Annotated in this window: 25 protein-coding genes; 7 read left to right on the top strand and 18 right to left on the bottom strand. The window is 54.6% G+C overall.

Features of this window, described 5'->3' with window-relative positions:
- Positions 1-426 (bottom strand): ROK family protein (locus tag DD606_RS19520; RefSeq protein WP_176691452.1); only part of this gene is annotated, 426 nt, incomplete at its 3' end.
- Between the two features lie 123 nt (positions 427-549).
- On the opposite strand from DD606_RS19520, the gene rdgC reads away from it, so the two are divergent.
- On the top strand, positions 550-1,464 hold the full coding sequence (rdgC, locus tag DD606_RS19515; RefSeq protein WP_003859129.1) for a recombination-associated protein RdgC: 915 nt from the start codon (positions 550-552) through the stop codon (positions 1,462-1,464).
- 47 nt (positions 1,465-1,511) lie between these two features.
- On the opposite strand, the gene ppnP is transcribed toward rdgC, so the two are convergent.
- The 5 genes from ppnP to DD606_RS19490 all read right to left on the bottom strand — a co-directional run bounded on the left by ppnP (position 1,512) and on the right by DD606_RS19490 (position 4,148).
- On the bottom strand, positions 1,512-1,799 hold the full coding sequence (gene ppnP / locus DD606_RS19510) for a pyrimidine/purine nucleoside phosphorylase (RefSeq protein WP_003859131.1): 288 nt from the start codon (positions 1,797-1,799) through the stop codon (positions 1,512-1,514).
- A gap of 71 nt (positions 1,800-1,870) precedes the next feature.
- On the bottom strand, positions 1,871-2,548 hold the full coding sequence (locus DD606_RS19505; protein WP_003859133.1) for an AroM family protein: 678 nt from the start codon (positions 2,546-2,548) through the stop codon (positions 1,871-1,873).
- A gap of 236 nt (positions 2,549-2,784) precedes the next feature.
- Complete coding sequence (gene yaiA, locus DD606_RS19500; RefSeq protein ID WP_003859135.1) at positions 2,785-2,976, bottom strand: protein YaiA; 192 nt, start codon at positions 2,974-2,976, stop codon at positions 2,785-2,787.
- A 44-nt stretch (positions 2,977-3,020) separates the two neighbouring features.
- Positions 3,021-3,545 (bottom strand): shikimate kinase AroL, encoded by a 525-nt coding sequence (aroL, locus tag DD606_RS19495; RefSeq protein ID WP_023315502.1) that lies wholly within the window; start codon positions 3,543-3,545, stop codon positions 3,021-3,023.
- A gap of 144 nt (positions 3,546-3,689) precedes the next feature.
- A complete protein-coding gene (locus DD606_RS19490) occupies positions 3,690-4,148 on the bottom strand; it encodes a YaiI/YqxD family protein (RefSeq protein ID WP_003859141.1) in 459 nt (152 codons plus the stop codon).
- A 97-nt stretch (positions 4,149-4,245) separates the two neighbouring features.
- On the opposite strand from DD606_RS19490, the gene proC reads away from it, so the two are divergent.
- Positions 4,246-5,055, top strand: a complete 810-nt coding sequence (proC, locus tag DD606_RS19485; protein WP_023315501.1) for a pyrroline-5-carboxylate reductase — start codon at positions 4,246-4,248, stop codon at positions 5,053-5,055.
- 16 nt (positions 5,056-5,071) lie between these two features.
- Here the strand turns inward: proC and adrA are convergent, their stop codons facing one another.
- From adrA to DD606_RS19460, 5 genes are all read right to left on the bottom strand, one after another.
- Entirely contained in the window at positions 5,072-6,175 is a 1,104-nt protein-coding gene (gene adrA, locus DD606_RS19480) for a diguanylate cyclase AdrA (RefSeq protein WP_045337339.1), read from the bottom strand.
- Between the two features lie 102 nt (positions 6,176-6,277).
- Positions 6,278-6,598, bottom strand: a complete 321-nt coding sequence (gene psiF, locus DD606_RS19475) for a phosphate starvation-inducible protein PsiF (protein WP_022650447.1) — start codon at positions 6,596-6,598, stop codon at positions 6,278-6,280.
- Positions 6,599-6,891: 293 nt separating this feature from the next.
- Entirely contained in the window at positions 6,892-7,152 is a 261-nt protein-coding gene (gene iraP, locus DD606_RS19470; RefSeq protein WP_003859148.1) for an anti-adapter protein IraP, read from the bottom strand.
- A 208-nt stretch (positions 7,153-7,360) separates the two neighbouring features.
- Positions 7,361-8,575 (bottom strand): multidrug efflux MFS transporter, encoded by a 1,215-nt coding sequence (locus tag DD606_RS19465; RefSeq protein ID WP_015571317.1) that lies wholly within the window; start codon positions 8,573-8,575, stop codon positions 7,361-7,363.
- Positions 8,576-8,744: 169 nt separating this feature from the next.
- Positions 8,745-9,428, bottom strand: coding sequence for an extensin family protein (locus DD606_RS19460; RefSeq protein ID WP_003859154.1), 684 nt, complete (start codon positions 9,426-9,428; stop codon positions 8,745-8,747).
- 104 nt (positions 9,429-9,532) lie between these two features.
- On the opposite strand from DD606_RS19460, the gene ddlA reads away from it, so the two are divergent.
- Positions 9,533-10,630 (top strand): D-alanine--D-alanine ligase, encoded by a 1,098-nt coding sequence (gene ddlA, locus DD606_RS19455; protein ID WP_003859156.1) that lies wholly within the window; start codon positions 9,533-9,535, stop codon positions 10,628-10,630.
- Positions 10,631-10,633: 3 nt separating this feature from the next.
- Here the strand turns inward: ddlA and DD606_RS19450 are convergent, their stop codons facing one another.
- Positions 10,634-10,855 carry a DUF2754 domain-containing protein gene (locus DD606_RS19450; protein WP_003859157.1) on the bottom strand — a complete coding sequence of 74 codons (222 nt, stop codon included), beginning with the start codon at positions 10,853-10,855 and terminating at the stop codon, positions 10,634-10,636.
- Positions 10,856-11,103: 248 nt separating this feature from the next.
- Here DD606_RS19450 and DD606_RS19445 point away from each other — a divergent pair, with 248 nt between their 5' ends.
- Positions 11,104-11,406: a DUF2755 family protein gene (locus tag DD606_RS19445; protein WP_003859159.1), complete on the top strand. Its 303-nt coding sequence runs from the start codon at positions 11,104-11,106 to the stop codon at positions 11,404-11,406.
- Here DD606_RS19445 and DD606_RS19440 read toward each other — a convergent pair whose 3' ends face one another.
- Complete coding sequence (locus DD606_RS19440; protein ID WP_123060683.1) at positions 11,407-12,504, bottom strand: DUF1615 domain-containing protein; 1,098 nt, start codon at positions 12,502-12,504, stop codon at positions 11,407-11,409.
- A 12-nt stretch (positions 12,505-12,516) separates the two neighbouring features.
- Entirely contained in the window at positions 12,517-13,737 is a 1,221-nt protein-coding gene (sbmA, locus tag DD606_RS19435) for a peptide antibiotic transporter SbmA (protein WP_003859162.1), read from the bottom strand.
- A 351-nt stretch (positions 13,738-14,088) separates the two neighbouring features.
- Between sbmA and ampH the strand changes: the two genes are divergently transcribed.
- The gene (gene ampH, locus DD606_RS19430; RefSeq protein ID WP_003859164.1) at positions 14,089-15,249 is read left to right on the top strand and encodes a D-alanyl-D-alanine-carboxypeptidase/endopeptidase AmpH; all 1,161 of its coding nucleotides are present in this window, start codon (positions 14,089-14,091) and stop codon (positions 15,247-15,249) included.
- 2 nt (positions 15,250-15,251) lie between these two features.
- Here the strand turns inward: ampH and DD606_RS19425 are convergent, their stop codons facing one another.
- On the bottom strand, positions 15,252-15,878 hold the full coding sequence (locus DD606_RS19425; protein WP_003859165.1) for a helix-turn-helix domain-containing protein: 627 nt from the start codon (positions 15,876-15,878) through the stop codon (positions 15,252-15,254).
- A gap of 88 nt (positions 15,879-15,966) precedes the next feature.
- The gene (locus DD606_RS19420; protein ID WP_032608624.1) at positions 15,967-18,741 is read right to left on the bottom strand and encodes an autotransporter outer membrane beta-barrel domain-containing protein; all 2,775 of its coding nucleotides are present in this window, start codon (positions 18,739-18,741) and stop codon (positions 15,967-15,969) included.
- Between the two features lie 452 nt (positions 18,742-19,193).
- Here DD606_RS19420 and hemB point away from each other — a divergent pair, with 452 nt between their 5' ends.
- Both hemB and DD606_RS19405 read left to right on the top strand, forming a co-directional pair.
- Positions 19,194-20,168 carry a porphobilinogen synthase gene (hemB, locus tag DD606_RS19410; protein ID WP_003859169.1) on the top strand — a complete coding sequence of 325 codons (975 nt, stop codon included), beginning with the start codon at positions 19,194-19,196 and terminating at the stop codon, positions 20,166-20,168.
- 128 nt (positions 20,169-20,296) lie between these two features.
- Positions 20,297-22,000, top strand: a complete 1,704-nt coding sequence (locus tag DD606_RS19405; RefSeq protein WP_129259004.1) for a lysophospholipid acyltransferase family protein — start codon at positions 20,297-20,299, stop codon at positions 21,998-22,000.
- A gap of 108 nt (positions 22,001-22,108) precedes the next feature.
- On the opposite strand, the gene tauD is transcribed toward DD606_RS19405, so the two are convergent.
- Positions 22,109-22,957, bottom strand: a complete 849-nt coding sequence (tauD, locus tag DD606_RS19400; RefSeq protein WP_048241323.1) for a taurine dioxygenase — start codon at positions 22,955-22,957, stop codon at positions 22,109-22,111.
- The coding region (locus DD606_RS19395) for an ABC transporter permease subunit (RefSeq protein WP_129259002.1) at positions 22,954-23,228 on the bottom strand (275 nt) is incomplete at its 5' end. The genes DD606_RS19395 and tauD, both read right to left, overlap by 4 nt.

Genomic DNA, 23,228 nt, shown 5'->3' with positions numbered 1-23,228 from the left:
CCCTCCGAAGGCCACGCCCGCCCCGCAGCCGGTGCCGATAATTACGGCAAATACGGTCTGCGCGCCAGCCGCTGCGCCATCCACGGCCTCAGACACCGCCAGGCAGTTTGCGTCATTCGCCAGACGCACTTCCCGGTTCAGGCGTTGACTTAAGTCTTTATCAAACGGCTGACCGTTGAGCCAGGTGGAGTTGGCGTTTTTCACCACGCCGGTATACGGCGAAATGGAGCCAGGGATCCCCATCCCGACTGTGCCCGTCTCGCCCGTTGCCTGCTCTGCCATATCGACCAGGCGGGCAATCGTCTCTATGGTCTGGTGATAATCATCGCGCGGCGTAGGCAGACGGTGGCGAAACAGTTGCTCCCCCTGCTCGCTCAACGCAATGACTTCTGTTTTGGTGCCGCCCAAATCAATCCCAATACGCACAAGACACTCCTCATTATTTTGATTATCAACAGAGTAGAAGCCCGCTTCCCGATTAGCAATGCAAGCGATGCGACAATTCGTTATCATGCCCGCTGATTTAACGACAAGGCCGTGGAAATTATCATGCTGTGGTTCAAAAATTTGATGGTTTACCGTCTCAGCCGCGACGTTTCGCTGCGTGCAGAAGAGATGGAAAAACAGTTAGCCGCTTACTCCTTTACCCCTTGCGGTAGCCAGGATATGGCAAAAACCGGCTGGGTTCCGCCAATGGGTTCTCAAAGCGATGCGCTGACCCACGCCAGCAGCACGGGGCAAATCATCGTTTGCGCCCGCAAAGAAGAGAAGATCCTGCCGACGCCCGTGGTTAAGCAGGCACTCGAAGCGAAGATCTTCAAGCTGGAAGCTGAACAGGGCCGTAAGCTTAAAAAAACCGAAAAAGATTCGCTGAAGGATGAAGTGCTGCACTCGCTGCTGCCGCGCGCCTTTAGCCGCTTTAGCCAGACCATGATGTGGATCGACACCGTTAACGGGCTGATTATGGTGGACTGCGCCAGCGCCAAAAAAGCCGAAGATACGCTGGCGCTGCTGCGTAAGAGCCTTGGCTCATTACCGGTGGTACCGCTGGCGCTGGAAACGCCGATTGAGCTGACCCTGACCGAGTGGGTGCGCAGCGGGACTGCCGCGCAGGGCTTCCAGATCCTTGATGAAGCAGAGCTGAAAGCGTTGCTGGAAGATGGCGGCGTGATCCGCGCGAAGAAACAGGAACTGGTGAGCGACGAAATCGCCGTGCACATTGAAGCGGGCAAAGTGGTGACCAAACTGGCACTCGACTGGCAGCAGCGCATTCAGTTTGTGATGTGTGATGATGGATCCGTGAAGCGCCTGAAATTCTGCGATGAACTGCGCGATCAGAACGAAGATATCGACCGCGAAGATTATGCTCAGCGCTTTGACGCAGACTTTATCCTGATGACCGGCGAGCTGGCGGCGCTGATTCAGAACCTGGTGGAAGGTCTCGGCGGCGAAGCGCAGCGCTGACAGGCAAAACGTAGGCCGGGTAAGCGAATGCGCCACCCGGCATGCTTTTATTTCAGATAGCGGCACAGATAAGAGGTTGGCTCTGCAACCTGTAAATGGAACTCGCTGTGGCCCGGCACGTTGAAGACCTGCCCGGCACTATATACTTTCCACTCCGTTTCACCCGGCAGCAGGACGTTCAGCGCGCCGCTGACCACCGTCATCTCTTCCGCTTCTGCGGTGCCAAAGGTGTATTCCCCTTCCGCCATTACGCCGACACTGGCGCGGCCAGTGCTGCTGCTGGTAAAACCAATGGATTTCACTTTACCGGAAAAGTATTCGTTACTTTGAAGCATGAACTGGCCCTTATATTTATAGAGAAAAATCCACTATAGGGGCCATGCTCATGACCTGTCACGCAAAATCATTACACCAGTAATTCTGACGCCAGACGCGCCATCAGGACGTTAGAGAGCAGCACCGGAACATCCAGCGCCTTTTGCAATAAATCACGATGCCGCTGATGGAAGCCCAGGCAGTCGAGCATCAGGACATCCGCCCCTCTGTCGATCAATTCCTGCCCAGCCGCAATCAGCTTCGCTTCGCTGTCCCAGAACGGGTTAGCCAGCGCGTACAGCGGGGTGTGCTCCAGCGCAGCCCACTTCACCGTCTGGTTATCCAGCAGTTCCTCAACGGGAACGATGACCCCAACCTGATGACCATCAACAATAGAGGCCACCAGCGGGGGGATAATCCGCATCGGTTCGAGCAGAATGGCATTACGCGCGCTGAGTCCTTTAACGGGTGCCGTGCTCATCAGCAAAATGACGTCATAGTCCTGATTGTCGAGCACTTCGATCACGCCCTGTAGCGCGCGCTCGATTTTCTGGCGCGACACATGCGCCAGTTTACCGTCACTGAGTAACGTTGCCAGGGGATCTTCCCCCTCTCCGACCGCGTAGTCTTCCATGACCTCTTCCCGACTGAGCTTCCCTAACAGACTGAGATGCGTAATTTGTTGTTCAGAGACATGCTCGGTTAAGAGCGGTAATACTTCGCTTACAGGCACCACACCAATCGTGAGGATCGCCAACGTCGCCTTCATTTTGATCGCCTTCCGTTACTACCACAACTGCCACACAGGTGCAGGCTCACTACGCTGCACTGTTCATTTATTCAACAAAACAGCACCAAGCGTAGCAGGGGATCTCAACACCGTAGTGTAAAGATCGACTGGCCTTTCCGAATCCACCTGTAATAACTAAATATTAACTGCTGCTTAACATCAGCGATAAGTTAAAAGTGTGATTCAGGCACGGTTGTAACGAATTCGGATTCCTGTCAGGACTTCTCAGGATCCTCATAGCGCCGTTTCGCATCCAGCGCTTCCTGTTCGGTTTCATGTTCGCTGATCAGCGAATCAGGTTTAGGGTGATCGGCACGCAGCTGGTACCAGGTTACGGTTTGATCACCATTACCTTTTTCAACGGTAACGATGCGGGCTTCACGTGGATAGGGAGGTCTGGTTGGCATAGCTCATCCTTTTTTTATGTCTGAGCTATGAGTATAGACGGCTGTTAGCTGGCGCAAGCCAAACGCAGGGCGGTAATAATCTGAATCGCAACTTTTTCGGGTGACGCCGACGCATCCACAACGTGGTGTGCCGCCTCGCGGTACAGTGCATCGCGTTCGGCGAGGACCTCGCTGACCTCTTCACTCAGCGGTTTCGCGGTCAGCGCCGGGCGCTGCCCCTCTTCCGGAAACGCCTCCAGCCGCCCCACCAGCGTAGAGACCGGGGCACAGAGGTAGATCACGACACCCTTTTCGCGCATAAACTGGCGGTTATACGACGCCAGGATAATGCCCCCACCGGTCGCAATCACGGTTGACGGCGCGGTCACCGCTTCCAGCGTGGCCGTTTCACGCGCACGAAAGCTCTCCCAACCCTCATCTTCAACGATATCGGCGATAGTCTTACCCGCATTCTCCTGAAGCCAGTGGTCAGTATCGACAAACTGACTCTGGCACAAACGCGCCAGCTCCAGACCAACGGTGGTTTTCCCACAGCCGCGAGGGCCAACTAAAAAGATGGGTGGGTTCATAACCAGGTGTTCCCCTTGCTGCCGGATAACTGAAGGCTGTAAAGAAATGATTGCAGTAGATGTTGCGCTAACTTTACTGCAAAGCGGTACGGAATGACAAGCCTGTGGAAGCCACACTGTACCACAAAACCGCCCGGAGGTGGGCTACGCCGGGCGGCGCTTCACTTCCAGCAGCCATTTATCCAGCTCGGCGGCAAACTGCTGGCGATCGCGCTGCGACAGGCTGTCCGGCCCACCGGTTTGCACGCCGCTGGAACGCAGCGTATCCATAAAATCACGCATGGTGAGCTTCTCCCGGATCGTTGCCGGAGAGTAGCGCTCGCCGCGCGGGTTAAGCGCCGCGGCCCCCTTCGCCAGCACGTCGGCAGCCAGCGGGATATCCGCCGTGATCACCAGATCTCCTGCGTCACACAGGCGTACTATCTCGTTATCCGCCACGTCAAACCCGGCCGGAACGCGCAGAGATCGGATGTATCTGGAGGGCGGCACGCGGATATTCTGGTTCGCCACCAGCGTTAGCGGCATCTGCACGCGCTCGGCAGCACGAAATAAAATCTCTTTAATCACATTCGGACACGCGTCCGCATCAACCCAAATCGCCATCGTCTCTCCCCATTATGATTCTGGCGACTATTGTCGCCTGCATTTCGTTGTTAAGCTATCAATGAGAGATAACAACGCATAATAACGGAGAGACGTGATGGATAAGAAAATCGGGTTTATCGGCTGCGGAAACATGGGCAAAGCTATCCTCGGCGGACTGATTGCCAGCGGGCAGGTGCTGCCGGGGCAGATTTGGGTCTATACCCCATCCCCGGATAAAGTCGCGGCGCTGCGTGATGAGTATGGTGTCAACGCTGCCGAAAGCGCGCAGGAAGTGGCTCAGGTGGCGGATATTGTCTTTGGCGCCGTTAAGCCGAATATCATGATTAAAGTCCTGGGCGAGATCACCTCCAGCCTTAACAAAGAGACCCTGGTGGTGTCGATTGCCGCAGGCGTGACCCTAGATCAGCTCGCCCGCGCGCTGGGTCACGACCGTAAGATTGTTCGCGCCATGCCAAACACCCCGTCGCTGGTGAATGCCGGTATGACCTCCGTTACCCCGAACGCGCTGGTCACATCTGAAGACGTGGCAGATGTACTGAATATCTTCCGCTGCTTCGGCGAAGCGGAAGTGATTGCCGAACCGATGATCCACCCGGTGGTCGGCGTGAGCGGCTCTGCCCCGGCGTATGTTTTTATGTTTATCGAAGCCATGGCCGATGCCGCCGTATTGGGCGGAATGCCGCGCGCGCAGGCCTACAAATTTGCAGCGCAGGCGGTGATGGGCTCGGCCAAAATGGTGCTGGAAACGGGTAAGCATCCGGGCGAATTGAAAGATATGGTGTGCTCGCCGGGGGGCACAACCATTGAAGCCGTGCGCGTGCTGGAAGATCGTGGATTCCGCTCCGCCGTGATCGAGGCGATGGAAAAATGCATGGAAAAATCAGAGAAGCTCAGTAAGTCCTGATGCGCTACGCCGGGCGTCAGGCGGCCACTTCGGTGCGGCCCCGTCCGGCATTTTTGGCTTTATAGAGGGCCACGTCCGCCGCCTTTAGCCATTCACGATAGTGGGTGAACTGCGCCCCCCAGGGGGCAACCCCAACGCTGATACACAACCTCGCCGTTGGTGCTCCGTGCAGCGGCATGTTGACCAGCCGTTCATGGACGCGCGACATCGCTGCAATCGCGCTGTCGGCAGGCGTGCCGGACATGATCACCGCGAACTCATCCCCACCAAAGCGGCCAATATAATCGCCTGAGCGCAGAGTCAGCTGAAGCTGGCGCGTAATGGCAACAATCGCTTCATCTCCCACGTCATGCCCCCAGGTGTCGTTGATCGTCTTGAAGTGATCGATATCAATGAGCAGTATCGTCGCCTGTCGATGGCTGCGACGGCAGGCCTCAAATTCGTAACGCAGCAGCGTTTCCCAGTGACGGCGATTGAACACGCCGGTCATTCCGTCGCGGGTACTCATCAGCTCAAGCCGACGCTTATGCTCTGCCAGCCGGATCGCCGTGCGGTGGCTGAGCCATGCAAACAGCATGGGGTAGACCACCAGCACGGGGAGCGTCAGCCACAACGCCAGCGGTGCAGAGGTCAATAGCACAGGAGTACCCGTGGATTGCACGGTGAGCAGAGCAGACAGGGCAAGCAGCGCCAGTCCTGTCAGAAATAAGCGACATCCCCCCGATCCCATCATATTCATGCCGATCATCATGATCAGCGCCGCCGTTGGTAGCGCATTGAACCCTGTTAGCCCCATCCAGACGCCAGCAAGAATGGCATCGATTTTCAGATTAACAATTTCACTGCTGTGGGGTTCAGCCGAACGAAAAGCCAGCTGCCAGGCCAGATGGGGCCAGACAAAGACCCAGCCCACCAGCAATAACCACCAGACGCCGGAAAGAAACTGGCTCACCAGAACGCTGGCAAGCGGAACAAATAGCGCCGCCAGACCAACGATGCGTGCCAGCCGTATTCGCCGGGCAAATCGCAGACCGGAACGGTATGAATCATCCTGAGAAAGCTGCTGGTGCCACGCTTCCCGAATGTTCTCGTGACTGTCATAAAACTCATCATTCATCATCTTTGGGAATATTCTGAAACATTTTCCCAAATTATAGAGAGGGGGATAGCGGGGAAAGTATGAAATTTTGGGTGAGCCACAGCCGTGACTCACCCGTTAGCACTACGCCTGTTTTTTCAGGCACGCGCTCATGAACTTGCTGCGATCGTCGCCTTTCAGCATCTGCTGTGTCGCCTGGGCATTGCACTCGCGCATTTTTTGCTGCTGCGGGGTCAGGCTTTTTTCACCGGGTTTTGTCGCACCATTTTTTAGGCAGTCGCTCATGTACGTTTTACGGGCATCCCCTTTCAGGCTTTGCGATGTCGCCTGTTGGTTACAGGTCGTCATGCGTTGCTGCTGGGGCGTCAACGTTTTCTCTTCCGCATGTGCTGATGCCATCAGACACAGGCCAGAGAGCAGGGTAATCAGTATTGTTGTTTTCATTGCACCATCCTTTATGTGAAGTTCCACGTTAAGTCTGGTTCGTTACGGAAAAAAAACCACCCTGCGCACCTGATTTTCGCCGGGCTCCGCGGTTATTTCAGCCCTGTAGCGGCACAATGATCATTATCCGGTTTCGCCGGCAGGGAGGCGGTAATTAATAGCAGAAATTATGCGGTGAAAACTGTGCTCTGTCTCAATTTAATTTACCCTGAAAAATGTGTAAAAATAAAAACAGAGCGACGCCAGGCATCCTGCATGACAATTCTGTGACATGTCATTTCACCTCTGGCCGGTTAACTGCGAGGATGCCTCAAAAGCTTTTTTACGTATTGCTGAAGCAGCTCCGCATCCTCTGCGGGAACCTGTGAATCAGGGCGAGCTTTTTCCAGCGCGCCTTCAACGTTGTCGATCAACGCCTCCTGCTCTGGTTTTGCCATCTGTCGCAGCAGCGCCGTCACAACGATTTCCAGCGCCTCGACCTGGGCAACCAGCTCTTTCGACTCTTCTTCCTTTTGGGCAAGCTTAACCAACAACTCAGCAATGAGATTTTTCATGGTGCTATTTCCTTATGTGATTTCCCCTGAAATTAACACCCTCACTGAATAATGAAAAGCATGGATTGGCTTTATCTTATGCAAAAGTGACATCGCTGCCAAAAAAGATATTTCGGGGAGAAAGCGAAACGTTTTTCTAAAAGAAAGACGCCGCATTTCGTTATATAAAAATGCGGCGTTCATAAGAATAAATAATATATTATCGTGTTTACCGGGCCGACTTTGCCTCAGCGATTCGCCTGCGACGGCGCAAGGCAAAGGCCAGTTGAATAATATTCAGCAGTACCACCACCGCCGTCGCGGCAAATACCCAACGGAAACCCGCCATCGCCGAGACCGAGGCGCCAATAAGCGGACCCGCTACGTTGCCTAAATACATGAACGACTGGTTGTAGCCAAAAATGCGGCCGGTTACCTGGTCGCTGGAATATTTCACCAGCAGCGTCTGAACAGCGGGCAGCATGGCGCCATCCGCGAAGCCAAGCAGGAAGCGCAGGATGCCCAACTGAAGAGGTGTGGTGACGAATGACATGGCAAAGAAAAGGATCACCGCAATGATGAGCGTTGCCATCAGAATACGTGCCGTACCGATCCTGTCGCCCAGTTTCCCCAGGCGCGGAGCAGACATCAGCGCCGACACGCCGGGCACGGCGGCAATCATCCCGCTCAGAAACGCAATGTTGCTGCTGTCCGGCGCCATCGACTTGATAAACAGCGCCAGAATCGGCCCCACCGAGCCGTTACAGAGCTGGATCACCATCGTCGTCACAAAGAGGCTAATCATCAGGCCAGGATAAGGCAGCGAGGCGAAAACCGCTTTTCCACTCAGGCGTTCGGATTTGCTGACAACAGGCCGCCCGCCCTCTTTAATCAGAAAAAGGGTGACCAGAAAGCTAATCGTCAGCAGGATCGCAGTAATGATAAAGACCGCACGCAGCCCGACATGGTCCGCCAGGAAGCCGCCGAGCAGCGGGCCGCCAATGACCCCGCTGATCTGGGCGGTGGAAAGCGTGCTGAGCGCCCAGCCGCTTCGCTCACGCGGTACCTGTGAGGCCACCAGCGCCATGGCATTCGGAATGTACCCGGAGGTCAGCCCCATTATCGCCCGCAGAATAAACAGCTGCCAGACGTTGGTGGCGAAGGCCTGGAGCAAAATGGCTATCGCCATCCCCAGCGAGGCGCGGAGCAGCATCAACTTGCGCCCCTTGCGATCTGCCAGGCTACCCCACATCGGCGACACAATGGCGGAGACCAGAAACGTCACGCTGAACGTCAGGCCGGACCACATGGAGAGCGCTTCATGGGAAGTGACCCCCAGCTGCGACACATACAGCGGCAGGAAGGGCAATATCTGGCTGATAGCCAGTCCGGTGAAGAAGCAGCCGAACCAGACTGAAATGAGGTTAACTTTCCAGGATTCCATAACAGAAATAGTCTTCATTTTTAGGCGAATTCGCCGACAGATTAGCAAGTTACGCGCAATGACATAGCGCCAGAGATGCGGCCTTGCAGACTTTGGTGTTTTATCTTCCCAGTCATCATATTTGTGAAATAAGTCACAATTTATCCAAATTTCGGCGGAAGATTATGCTTCATCGACATAATCCATATCCGCGCATTCCCAGATGGAAATGGTTGGCATGGGCGGCATTATAGTCCGGTCCCAGACCGTTACCGTAATAACCACAGCTTGCCGAGAGCAGCGCCTGTAGCCAGGGCTGCGTCTTTTCCGCTTTCCAGCCGTTTAGAACGGTAACACGCTGTCCGTTTGCCAGCCTGAAAGCGCTGATATCCAGCGCATCCGCCGTGGCATGTTCGCTGCGCCGCGCATCCGGGCGGCTGTAGATATTGCGGCAGGCAAAGCTGCCCAGATGTTCAATACGCGCAAGCTCGCTTCCCGTCCAGGTTTTGGTGAGCGGCCGGGCCTGCTGGCTGACAAACAGCGCCGAACTTAACGCCAGCGGGCAACTGGCAAGAAAGCTGCTGTTCAGACTGACCGGGCCAAAATCACGTACGCGCACCACGTTACTCAGTGGACACTCCCCGGCGCTGTCAGCGACCGCCTGGGTACGGATAAGCCGACGTTGGTTCGCCTGCGTTAACAGGCTTTCGCACGCCTGGGGGGTTAAACGCCGAAGTTTAAACTGGGTTATTTTTCCGGGCGGATCGTCAAGCGTAAGCGGCACGAAAGGGTTGTACTGCGACGGCAACCAGCGGTAGCCCACCGTGACGATCCCGGCAATAACAATAAGAATAAACAGACCTTTTCCTTTCACGCGCCCCCCTTCAGCATCCCTCAAAACATTATGGCAGAAGGCCGCGAAACCCGCCGGGCATCGTGGTATGTTATTGGCTTTTCGTCAGACTGGAAGAGAGTGAGATGGCAAAGCAGCGCGTAGGTATTGTCTTTGGGGGAAAATCGGCAGAGCACGAGGTGTCATTGCAATCGGCTAAAAATATCGTTGATGCGATTGATAAAAGCCGTTTTGACGTGGTGCTGCTGGGCATAGATAAACAGGGCCAGTGGCATGTTAACGATGCCAGCCAGTATCTGTTACACGCTGACGATCCGGCGCACATCGCCCTTAATCCTTCTGATATCAGCGTCGCAACGGTTCCAGGCGTGGTACAGGGACAGCTTATCGATGCCGGGAACGCGCAGGCGCTGGCACAGATTGACGTGGTGTTTCCTATCGTTCACGGCACGCTGGGCGAAGACGGCTCCCTGCAAGGCATGCTGCGGATGGCGAACCTGCCGTTTGTCGGTTCCGATGTGCTGGGCTCTGCCGCCTGCATGGATAAAGACGTCACAAAACGTCTCCTGCGCGACGCCGGTCTGAATATTGCGCCGTTCGTGACGCTTACTCGTGCCAACCGCGATAAACATAGCTTCGCGCAGATCCAGGCGCAACTCGGCCTGCCGCTATTTGTGAAACCAGCAAATCAGGGCTCGTCCGTTGGCGTCAGCAAAGTCACCAGCGAAGCGCAGTTTAACGAAGCCGTTCGTCTGGCCTTTGAGTTTGACCATAAGGTGGTGGTTGAGCAGGGAATTAACGGACGCGAAATTGAGTGCGCCGTACTGGGCAACGACTTCCCGCAGGCGAGTACCTGCGGTGAAGTAGTGCTGAACAGCGACTTCTATTCCTACGACACCAAATATATTGACGACAAAGGTGCCCAGGTTGTGGTCCCCGCCGCGCTCGATCCTGACGTTAACGACAAGATCCGCGCGATCGCCGTTGAAGCCTATCAGGCGCTGGGATGCTGTGGGATGGCGCGCGTCGACGTGTTTCTGACGCCGGATAACGAGGTGGTGATTAACGAAATCAACACCCTGCCGGGCTTTACCAATATCAGCATGTACCCGAAACTGTGGCAGGCCAGCGGGATAAGCTATCCGGAACTGATCACCCGCCTGATTGAACTGGCGCTGGAGCGTCACGCCGCTGACAGCGCCCTGAAAAGCTCCGTTAACTAACGGTTAGTCGGTTTTCTCTGCCGTCGTCGTCTCATCGGGGCGACGGCGGATAATGAATCCCGCCAGCCAGAAACTGATTACCCAGGTCACCAGCCCAACCGCATAGGTTTGCCAGCCTTTCGCTTCAAATCCCAGCAGCCCGACAACACCGTTGAGAATAAAGATCAGCCCGATCGCAAAGGCGTAGTAATGCCAGTCACGGCGTAGTTTGGAAGTGAGCTTCATGACAACTCCGGCAGAAAAAAAACTATCCTCTCACAGTTTGATAAAGGCGTCTGTGGCGGATACGTAAATTCTGAAAAGCAGCGCAGTTTCACTTATGTTATCAATTTGTGACGTGATGCAGAATTCGACAATCCAGGAGAAATCCTGAACCGAATTTCCCACGATTCTGATATTGACAAATGCTATGACCTGTCACACTCACCCTGTACGACGCGTATTAAAACAGAGTGATATTTTCGGGAGGTCTTATGGCAGACTTTACATTGTCGAAACCGATTTTTGGCGGAAAACAACCAAAAACCTCCACGGCGGGGAATATTGCCTATGCCCTGTTTGTTCTGTTTTGTTTCTGGGCAGGAACCCAACTGCTGAATATGCTGGTGCATGCTCCTGGCGTGTATGAGCATCTGATGCAGGTGCAGGATACAGGCCGCCCACGCGTTGAAATCGGTTTAGGCGTGAGCACCGTATTTGGACTCATTCCCTTCCTCGCGGGCAGCATGGTTCTGGGCGTGATTGCCCTCGTCCTGCGCTGGCGCAATCGCCACTGATTACAGTCTCATACAGCGTGCCCGACGATCGTCCACGCGTTTCGCGAACCAGGCGGTCGTCAGGTTACGCGTGATCTTCGGGCTTTCCAGTTGAATCCCTGGCAGAATGGCTCTGGGTAATGCCTTTCCACTTTTCTTCTCGGCCAGCGCAAAGACCTGCTTATAGAGATCCGTTTTCTCAAACGCCAGGCTGTCGCCCTTCTCCAGCTGTCGGCGAATGTCGCTGTTGCTCATCTCCAGCTTCGTCGAGAGTTTTCGCACCGCACGTTCGGTGGTCCCAGCCTCACTGCTGCCGTATGCAATGAGATCGCCATCCAAAGCGAGCTTCACACCGCTGGCGCGGCTTACCGCATTCTGGAAGGCTGCATTTCGGCTGGCATACCAGCCCGCATTAAAGTCGGCAAAGCGATACAGCGGTTTATCGTAGTTGGCCGGATAATTCAGCAGGTGATACGTCCCAAACCACAGCCCACCGCGCAGGGAGAAGACCTCCTGACGCACCGTACCATCGATATCCCACGGATAGCCGTCGGTATGCTTTTCCGCAAATGCGATACTCACCTGCATCGGACCGCCGGTATGCACCGGATTCAGCGATCCAAACAGCCTCTGCCCCATCGGCACCATATTGATGAAATCATCGAAAATGGCGCTAAGCTGCTTCTCGGTTTTCACCGTATCCAGCCGTTCGCTATAGCTTTTACCGTTTGGCGAGGTGATTTTAAGGGCGGTATGTACCAGGAAAACCGGGATATGCATCGATTCGGCCCGGCGGTCGATCTCTTTCCAGGCGATTTTGTTCAGGCCAGGCACAACAGGATCTGACTGATACATCGATTCCTGCTGCGCCACCGCGAGCACCGAGCAGATATTCTCTTCGGTAGGCGCGATCTTCTGGCTTTTGAAGGTCGTTGCCAGCGCAACAGCCCACTCACTGCGATCCTTCACGCTGGCGGGCATCTTCTGCCGCACCACGCTCGCCACATCCACAGGCTTCTCCCCTTCTTTGAGCGGGGCAGCCCCTTTTTCGGCACAGCCCGCCAGCACGAAAGCGGCGAGTAACGTCAGAGGTAATGCACGTGGTACGGCAAATGGCATAGCAATTCCTTTTTAACCTAATGTATGGGTGACTTCCTGCACGTCCTTATCGTCCAGCTCACGCTCGAAACTGCGTAAACGTTTGTAGATGGACATCAGCTCCACAAGCGTAGTCCAGGAGCTAATCAGATACTGGAACGAACCGCGAACCTGACCAAAGACGTTGGTGATTTGGGTCATCAGACCGAGCGTAATCGTACCCGCAACGATGGACGGGAACAGCAGGAACAACCCGAAAACGTTATCAACCTGAAGATAAAGAATGCGCGCGATATTGAAATACATGTAATGGAAATAGAGGCGGAAGTAGTTACGACGTACGGCGCCAAACAGCTCACGCACGGTAGGCGGTGACGCACGGTTGGCATCGTCTTCACCATACACCAGCTCTTTACGGTAGGCCGCTTCCACGCGCTGGTTTTTAAACTCCAGCCCCGGCAACTTGATCCCTACCACCGCCAGCAGCCCCGTTCCCATCAGCGACCAGACAATCGCGGCAATCACCAGGCCGTAGGGCAGATGGCCGACAATCGGCAGCTCCGGAACGTGCGACGAGAGCGTCACCAGCACCGGCAGGAAGGCGATCAGCGTCATGATGGCGTTGATAAAGCTCACGCCCATATCTTCCAGAGTAGAGGCAAAACGCATGGTGTCTTCCTGCACACGCTGTGCGGCACCTTCGATATGTCGCAGGTGCTGCCAGTGCGCCATATAGTGTTCGTTCATCGCGGTACGCCAGCGGAACACATAGTGGCTGACGAAAAAGTTATTCATCACGCCGATCACCACGGCGATGAGGGCGATGCCGAGGAAGATCCCCACCTCATGGTAGAACTGGTTAATGGTCACTTTATGCGGCGAACTCAGCGCCGTCTGGATCAGATCGTAAAACGGCGCATACCAGGCGTTGACCGCTACGCCCACCTCAACCAGGAACCAGGTGACAAAGATGATTAACGACGTGCCGAGAATCGACCAGTATTGCCAGCGGTGAGGAGAATAGACAAACCAGAACATGGCAAAAAGCCCTACGCAGAGCACGTAATAAGCGTAGAAAAGCAGATAGCTCATGGACCAGAAGCGCGCTGCGCTAATGGGAATATCGCCCGTTGCCCCCGTAAGACGGGTCAGCCACGCGCCGCCACCGGCCTGCCAGAAAATGACAGCCAGCAGTGCCCAAATAAATGCCGACAGGAAAAAGGGCCCCGGCTTTGGGAAAAAAGACTTAAACATTGTGCTTCCTTCTTGTTGTTATGGCTGTTGCTGTGTTCAACATATCGCCACACGAAACCTTGCCTGTACCAGCCTCCCGGCTCAGGCAAAAAAGTGAGACCTGCGGGTGAATTATTAGTTCGCTTCCCAGTTTTCAAGAATTGTTTCGGTGCGTTTCATTCGCAACAGCGATCGTAGCGTCTATCATACGGTCGATGTCACAAAATGGGAGCCACGCTGCAAGTAAATTGTTCAAATTTACCCACGGTTACGTTTTTCTCGCTATCGTTATGCAAATCGGGCCATTGCCCGACGCCGATTAGTAGTATAACTACCCGTAACTTTCCTTATTCACTTGATGGATGCTTTTCGTTGAAACGTTGTCTGCTCTCTATCGCCGCGCTGTGTGCGGTGAGCCTGTCCACCGCCCAGGCAGCCCAGCCTCTGACGGCCCCGGTTCTGGCCTCTGACATTGCCGATCGCTACGCGAACCTTATTTATTACGGCAGCGGTGCGACGGGAATGGCGCTGGTCGTGATCGACGGTAACCAGCGGGTGTTTCGCAGCTTCGGTGAAACACGACCGGGAAATAACGTTCGTCCGCAGCTGGATTCCGTTATCCGTGTCGCGTCGATAACCAAGCTGATGACCAGCGAAATGCTGGTGAAACTGCTCGATCAGGGCGTGGTGAAACTCGACGATCCGCTCAGCAAATATGCGCCGCCCGGCGCTCGCGTTCCGACATATCAGGGAACGCCGATCAGACTGGTGAATCTGGCGACCCATACCAGCGCCCTGCCGCGAGAACAGCCCGGTGGCGCTGCGCATCGCCCTGTCTTTGTCTGGCCAACCCGTGAGCAACGCTGGAACTACCTGAGCACAGCAACCCTGAAATCGGCCCCGGGCTCGCAGGCTGGCTATTCTAACCTGGCGTTTGATCTGCTGGCCGACGCTTTAGCGACGGCCTCGGGTAAGCCCTACCCTCAACTGTTTGAAGAGCAGATCACGCGTCCGCTCGGGATGAAAGATACCACTTACACCCCCTCCCCGGACCAGTGCAAGCGTCTGATGGTGGCGGAAAAAGGGGCCAGCCCGTGCAATAACACGCTGGCCGCCATTGGCAGCGGTGGAGTTTACTCTACGCCTGGCGACATGATGCGCTGGATGCAACAGTTCCTCTCATCGGATTTTTACGCGCGCAGCAATCAGGCCGACCGCATGCAGACGCTCATCTACCAGCGTGCTCAGTTACGTCGCGTCATTGGCATGGATGTACCCGGTAAAGCCGATGCCCTCGGCATGGGCTGGGTGTATATGGCGCCAAAAGATGGCCGACCGGGGATTATTCAAAAAACCGGTGGAGGTGGCGGATTCATCACCTATATGGCGATGATTCCGCAATCAAACGTAGGTGCTTTTGTGGTGGTCACCCGGTCGCCAAATACACGCTTCGTGAATATGAGTGATGGCGTAAATAATCTGGTGGCCGAGCTGAGCGCCAATAAAGCGCAGGTGCTTACGGCCTCTAACTGATCTCAATAGTCCGTGGGCAAACGGTTGATACTGACCAGTTTGCCCCGGCTCATATTGATGTAGTTCCCCTGACGCAGCGCCGCCAGAACCTCCGCAACGACCGAACGAGAAATACGCGTGCTACGCTGAATATGATTCATAACGCCAATTTTTGAACGTAGCGCATCATCCCACTCGGCCATATTCAACAGCATCGCCCGAATTTGGCTATAGGAATTATTTCCAATCAGCTGTATATCACGTTTTCCCAGTAAATGGTTTAGCCATGACAGCCAGCAGAAAGCTTCTTGCCAAACATGCGCCTCTTGAATAAGTTCGCATGCAGTAGAGGCAGGCAAATAAAATCCGGTACAAGGTGTTTGTGCAATCAGAGAATATTCAAGATAGTTGTCATTTATCCATGCGCTTAAACCGTGGATATACGGTGCCCGCGCAATACCCATAAGTAATTCGTCTGATTTACGGTGGACGGCAGTCAGACCGGATTGTATGACAACGGTCAATGGTTCATCATCATTATTGCCGGTAGTTATTAATTGTTGTGGTTCGGTCTTAAATGGGGTACCGGCGATTTCCAGACACTTAATGAGCCGGCTTAATTCAGAAAGTGGTTTCGCATTAACGTTCATGCATACCTCAAGTCATCTGTATCTGTCGGTTCTTTATTATTTTTAAAGCACATAAAAAAGCGGGGGCAAAATCCCCCGCGTTTTTTTCTTACCAGGTATATTTCACACCCAGGTTTGCTCCCCAGTTCTGGTCAACGTCGCCGCCGCCCAGATAAGTCGCATCAGTGTAAGCACTGAAGTTTTTCGTGAAGCTGAACTGAGTACCCAGTCCCACGCGAACCGCAGAGCCTTCTACGCCGTTATCAATGCTGTCGTTGTTGATATCAGCATTGTTGTCAGCATCGTCATACACGTAAGCCAGTTTGAAGTAAGGCGTTAATGCCTGCTCGCCGCCGTAGTTGAAGGTATAACCTGCATCCACGCCGACTTCATAACGCATACTGTCGTAAGACTGACCATCGATACGCATGTCGTTGCTTAACTGGTAGTCATCACCGGACTGGAACAGGCCAGAAATCGCCGCGTAAGGCGTGACGTAGCCAGACAGGTTTGGTTTCCAGTCATAGCCCAGTTTCATCCCGAAACCAACGGCGTCAGTCGTGGTATTACCGTCAACATACTGACCATTGCTCATGGTGGCAGAGAGGTCGTTGTTGAAGCGGGTGTAACTCAGTGAGCTGTCGAGGAAGATATCGTTCATGAACTTCGCCGACGCGTAGATCATCGCAGTCTGGCTGTCCTGATCGACCTGACCCGTACGATCGCTGATATCACCCTTCGCGAAACCAGCCGCACCACCGACAATCCACTTCGCGTTATTACCGTCGATCTGAGTATCCAGACCTACCATAATGCCGCTTACGTCCTGATCGTAGCTAACGGTGCCATTATCCGCGTCAAAGTTGCCGCCGAAATAGCTCACCCATGCGCCGCCGTTATCTGCCAGGCCATGACGGCTGTTGGTCAGACGGGTACCCACGGTATCCTGTTGCAGATTCCAGATGTTGGTATTAGCAGAAGGAATGCTCAGCGCCATGTTGGCGTAGTCAGTCAGCTCTTCCTGCTGGAGAACAACGGTGTCGCCCTTCTGCTGCGCCTGATAGGTGTATGCACCTAAATCAGCTTTATTTGCCGCAGTAAAGCTGGCAGCGGTATCCGCGTTATTGTCATAGACGCGAATGATCTCTTTGTTTTTGTAGTCAGCTACGGAGCCTGCGCCGGTCGCATCGTCGATGCGCACTTTATAGTTACCGGCAACGTCACCGTTCACCGCCAGATGACCGTCAGAGTTCAGCGCGACAACACCATAGTCGTAGTCCGCTTTATTGCGATCGTTGGTGATATACCGTGCGTTGTTCAGGTCGCTGTTCAGCACATAATCGCGGCTGGCAACGTTGAGTACACCGCCATCGGTCAGCACCATATTGTGCGTATCAACCTGACCCAGACCCAGCGCCAGCTCTGCACCGTTGTCCACGGTAATGGTGTTGGCATACAGCTCAGCTGTCTCTTCAGTCAGTGCCGCACGGCTGTAGCTATCCAGATACAGGCTATCGGTTGCTACCGCGCCGTTGTCGCCGATGTTCAGGCTAGACGCATTGGTCAGGGTGATGGAATCCGCCAGCAGGCCGGAGTTTTCAACATTGACCTGAGACTGGTTGTTCACCGTCAGCGCGTCGATGTTGGAGATCTTACGGGTATCCCACTCGGAACCGTTATCCAGCGCCACGTTGAACAGGCCGCTCTGATAAACCTCTTCACCTGCAACGTGACCGTTGCTATCAAAGGTAGAATCAGGCCAGATGCTGTTTGGAGAAAGTGCATGCCAGTCTACATTGCTGTAGCCTTCACCATACATCTGCGCCGTGCCGATGGCCTCAACGCTGGACTGCGCGGCACCCACCCATTTACTGCCGTTGGTCAGCGTGACATCCAGCTTGTCGGTATCATCCCAGCCGTTGGTAGTTGGGTTATAGATGCCGTCATCGGTGGTATCCGTTGCCGGATCGCCATTCTCGTAGAAGTTGTTATCAAAGGTGCTGGAGAAAAGGATGTCGCCGGTAATGGTAGAGTGATCGAAGGTAGCGGTGGTCTGCATAGCGTTATCAGACGCGCCAGCCACAACGATCAGCGCCGCATCATCCGCAGCCGTGGCGTTGGTTTCACCGTAGTCGCTCGGCTTCGCCGTTTGACCGTAGAAGCCGCTGGTACCCAGATCGCTGTACGCACCGGAGGTCAGCACAGAGTCTTTCACCACCAGCGTATCGGTAAAGACATTGCTGCTGTTAGCAACGCCTTCAACACCGTCGTATGGCGTGTTATCCAGATCCTGGTAACCCTGCGTCAGCGTGATACCCGCAACGTGGGAATTGTTCTGAATAACGATATCAGATTCAACGTCCAGCGTGATGGCGTTACCCAGATCATAGGTGTCCAGATAATGCGTTTCAGTGGTTTCGCCATTGACGACATCATACGCGTAATGCTCGTAGGTATCGTTGATGGTGGAGTTATCAACGGTCAGGCTAAAACGATCATACTGGGTATGAGCGGTGCCGTCAGTATCTACGCCATCTGCACACGTCGTGGTCATACACTCTGAGGTGATCATGCCATTAATGGTGCTGTTAGAAATACTCAACGCGTTCGCACGGCCATTGACACCATCATCCAGATAGTATGTCGAAATAACTCCGTTTACGGTTGATTTATTGACGACCGGATAAATGTCACCATCATGTGTGGCATCTGAATAATTCCAGTCAGCATAACCATAATACCAGGGCGTGGACGCAGTATTGTCATATCCAAAAGTATTATATGTCGTGCCGGATATATCTTTCGCATTGGCCTGAGAAGCGATAGCCAGTGTGCAGGCTAATGCAAGTTGTGATACAACCAGTTTCTTTTTCCATGTTTGCATTGGGTCATCCCTCCTCAGGGACGTAAGCAAGTTTGTCCATCAAATCATTTAGCAACATTAAATTGCGGAAGGAATTATGCAGTTTCACTTCGAAAAGGTTCAATGAATGATTCCATTAAGTCCGTATTCAGACAAATAAGCTTATAAACCCACGGCAATATCAATCATTATGAATAAATATTATAAATTCAACTGATTGCAAACTACTTTAGTTGCTTCGACACATATAATAAAAAGCAATTAATCATTTATATTTATAATCCCAAACCAATATAGAAGCCTCACCAATATTACACGCCACGCTGAACATCAGAATAAGATTTATAATATAGACTAAATACATGCAGCGTATATTAGTCGATTTCGAAAATCTAAAAGACAACTTTAGTAAAACACCGCTCCCTGCTTTCAGGTACACTATACCTCTTTGTTCCACAAACATCAGGCATACCATGACCGATTTAATTGCACGTCCCCGTCGCCTGCGCAAGTCACCCGCACTGCGCGCCATGTTTGAAGAGACAACACTGACCTTAAACGATCTGGTGTTGCCGATTTTTGTTGAAGAAGAGATCGATGACTACAAAGCCATCGACGCGATGCCGGGCGTGATGCGCATTCCTGAAAAGCATCTGGCCCGCGAGATCGAACGCATTGCGAATGCGGGCATCCGCTCGGTGATGACGTTCGGTATCTCCCACCACACTGACGCGACCGGCAGCGATGCCTGGAAAGAAGACGGCCTCGTGGCACGCATGTCGCGCATCTGCAAAGAGAGTGTGCCGGAGATGATCGTCATGTCCGATACCTGCTTCTGCGAATACACCTCTCATGGCCACTGTGGTGTGCTGTGCGATCACGGCGTGGACAACGATGCGACCCTGCTGAATCTGGGCAAGCAGGCGGTGGTTGCCGCCGCCGCGGGTGCGGATTTCATTGCGCCTTCTGCGGCAATGGATGGGCAGGTACAGGCGATTCGCCATGCGCTGGATGCCGCGGGCTTCACCGACACCGCCATCATGTCCTACTCCACCAAATTCGCCTCCTCTTTCTACGGTCCGTTCCGTGAAGCAGCGGGCACGGCGCTGAAAGGCGATCGTAAAACCTATCAGATGAACCCGCTGAACCGCCGCGAAGCGATTCGTGAATCTCTGCTTGATGAAGCCCAGGGCGCTGACTGCCTGATGGTGAAACCGGCTGGCGCGTACCTGGATATCCTGCGCGACATTCGCGAACGCACCGAACTGCCGCTGGGCGCCTACCAGGTGAGCGGTGAGTACGCGATGATCAAATTCGCCGCGCAGGCGGGTGCCATCGACGAAGAGAAAGTGATCCTCGAAAGCCTGGGGGCGATCAAACGTGCGGGCGCGGATCTGATCTTCAGCTATTTCGCGCTGGATCTGGCCGAGAAGAAAATTCTGCGTTAATCCGCTTTAGCGCCGGGTGGCGACTTCGCCTTACCCGGCCTGCTCTCTGCGCTAATCTTCACCAAACTGCAATACAAACGACATCTCCTCCTTCTACTGTCTGGGCAAGACGGCAGGAGGAGTGATCAATGTTTAGTCTCGACAGCGTTCTTGATGACCTTTGGCCTCAGGCGAGGCCCGCACCCTGGCAAAAAAGTCTGTTAAAAAGACTGGTTCACGAAGACGAATTTCAGCAGTTTGCCGCCAGCCACCGTCACCTGAAAGGGCTGGATATGGTGGATCAGGTTCTGGAACACCTTGATATTCACTGCTCCGTTTCCGCCCGCGATCTCGAACAAATCCCCGAACACGGCCCACTCATTGTGATAGCGAACCACCCCACTGGCACGCTGGATGGGCTGGCGTTGCTGTACGCCGTTTCCCGCGTGCGCCGCGACGTCAGGGTTGTTACCAACAGGATGCTGTCCCACCTTGAGCCCCTCAGTTCATTGTTTATTCCCGTGGATAATATGGGCGGCAGAACCGCAAAAGCTTCGCTGATACAGATGGAGCAGCACCTGCAAAACGCCGGTGTGCTGATCTTCTTTCCGGCGGGCGAAGTTTCCCGCCCAACGCGCAAAGGCATACGCGATAAAAAATGGCATCCGGGCTTTATCAAGCTGGCTGGCAAATTACGGGTGCCGCTACTTCCGGTACATATCCAGGCGCACAACAGCCTGCTGTTTTATGCCAGTACCCTGGTCTCGCCAACGGTATCCATGCTGCTGTTGATGCAACAGATGTTTCGCCGCCGTCACAGTCAGTTGCCGATCAAAATCGGCCAGCAGATTGCCTGGAATGACCGGTTTAGTTCTACCCTTTCATCGCGTGAGATGGCCGAGCAGTGTCGTCAGCACGTGATACGTCTTGGCAAGGGATTGCCTGGCGTCTTTAAAACCCAGTGCGCCATTGCCCGCCCGGAAGACAGGGCCACGCTGAAGCGCGAACTGGCGCAGGCCGAGTGTCTGGGAAAAACGAGCGATGGTAAGGCCATCTATCTTTGGCAGCGCAACGGGCAGGAAGAGGCGCCTCTGCTGCGCGAGCTGGGGCGGCTGCGCGAGATTGCCTTTCGTGCCGTGGAGGAAGGCTGCGGGAAGCGGCGGGATACGGACAGCTACGATGATGACTATCTGCACCTCATTTTGTGGGATGACGATGACCTGGAGATTGTCGGCGCATACCGCTTTATGCCAACGGCCATGCAGGTGGAAAAGCGCGGCGTCGAGGGGTTGTACAGCTACAGCTTGTTCCACTACGACGAAAAAATGCAGGACATACTGGAGCACGGCATTGAGCTGGGGCGTAGCTTTATACAGCCGCGCTACTGGGGGCGTCGCGGTCTGGACTATCTGTGGTCAGGTATTGGCGCCTATCTGGCACGCTATCCTCATTACCGTTACCTGTTTGGCCCGGTCTCCATCTCCGGGGGGTTACCGCCTGCCGCGCGGGATCTGCTGGTCGCCTTTTACCGCCTGTGGTTCCCGGCGACGCATCCGCTAGCCGCCTCGCGCCAGCCCTATCCCGCATCCCTGCCAGACGTGCTGGCGCAATTTGGCGGGGTGGATTACGTGGATGACCTGACAAAGCTCAAATCCCTGCTCGGCAACCTGGGTTGCGGCATCCCGCCGCTCTACAAACAGTATTCCGAGCTATGCGAACCCGGCGGCGTGCAGTTTGTCGATTTCGGCAGCGATCCGGCGTTCAATAACTGTATCGACGGGCTGGTGCTGGTGGATTTGTGTTATCTGAAGGCGAACCGCTATCAGCGGTATATTGAGGCCCATTTGTCGTAATGTCGTATTTGTAGGCCGGGTAAGCGCAGCGCCACCCAGCATGAACGGAGCATAATAGCCGGGTGGCGGCTACGCCTTACCCGGCCTACATGAGCCGAAAACGAAGGGTTATGGACGATAAAACGGCTTATCCCCCAGGATCGTCGCCCGCTGCATAATCCTTCGCTGCGGCAGATAATCCGCATTGGCGTAATGCTGCGTGACGCGGTTATCCCAGATCGCCAGATCGTTCTCCTGCCAGCGCCAGCGCACCTGAAACTCGGGTTTCGTGATATGCGCAAACAGGAAGCCGAGCAGCGCCTCGCTCTCTTTCTCCGCTACGTCCACGATACGCGTGGTAAACCCTTCATTCACAAACAGCGCCTGCTTTCCGGTCACCGGATGCGTACGCACCACCGGGTGCAGCAGCGGGGGATGTTTTTCGACCGCATCCAGCCAGCGCTGGTGCTCCTCTTCCGTTTTACGGTACTTATATTCCTGGAATGATTTTTTGAAGTCATGCTCCGCCCGCAGGCCGCTCAGTAGGGTCTGGAGCGGCGCGGAGAGCGCCTCAAACGCTGCGATCCCGCTGGCCCACAGCGTATCGCCCCCCGTCTCAGGCAACAGCTTCGCCGCAAGAATCGCCCCGGCTGGCGGTGTGTCGATAAAGGTCACATCGGTATGCCAGTTATCGTTATCCGGCGGGTTATCGTTGTGGGTGTCGAGGACGATAATCTCCTCCACCCCTTCCGCATGCGGATAGACGGGGTGGATATGCAGGTCGCCAAAACGCAGGGCCAGCGCGCGCTGCTGATGCGGGGTAATGGCCTGTTCACGCAGGAACACCACCTGATGACGCAGCACCGCGTGGTACAGCTGCTCAAACTGGTTATCGCTCAGCGGACGGGTTACGTCCAGGCCCGACACTTGCGCGCCAATGTACGGCCCCAACGGGATAATCGTCAGACGTTCACTCATTGTATTTCTCCATGCCAGGGCGTCAGGCGACGCTGTAGCGCGCGCAGTCCCAGTTCTAATCCAAAGGCGATCGCGGCGATCACTGCGATCCCTGCCAGTACCACATCAGTCGCCAGGAACTCTCCCGCCGACTGCACCATAAACCCAAGGCCGCGCGTGGCGGCTATCAGCTCTGCCGCCACCAGCGTAGACCAGCCCACCCCAAGGCCGATGCGCAGCCCGGTCAATATCTCCGGCAGCGCGCCCGGTAAAATGACGAACAGCAGGACCT

The sequence above is a fragment of the Enterobacter cloacae complex sp. GF14B genome (genome assembly GCF_004136805.1).
In the GTDB taxonomy this organism is placed as follows: domain Bacteria; phylum Pseudomonadota; class Gammaproteobacteria; order Enterobacterales; family Enterobacteriaceae; genus Enterobacter; species Enterobacter hormaechei_C.
The sequence above is the reverse complement of the archived record's forward strand: the minus strand, read 5'-3'. Positions and strand labels throughout refer to the sequence as shown.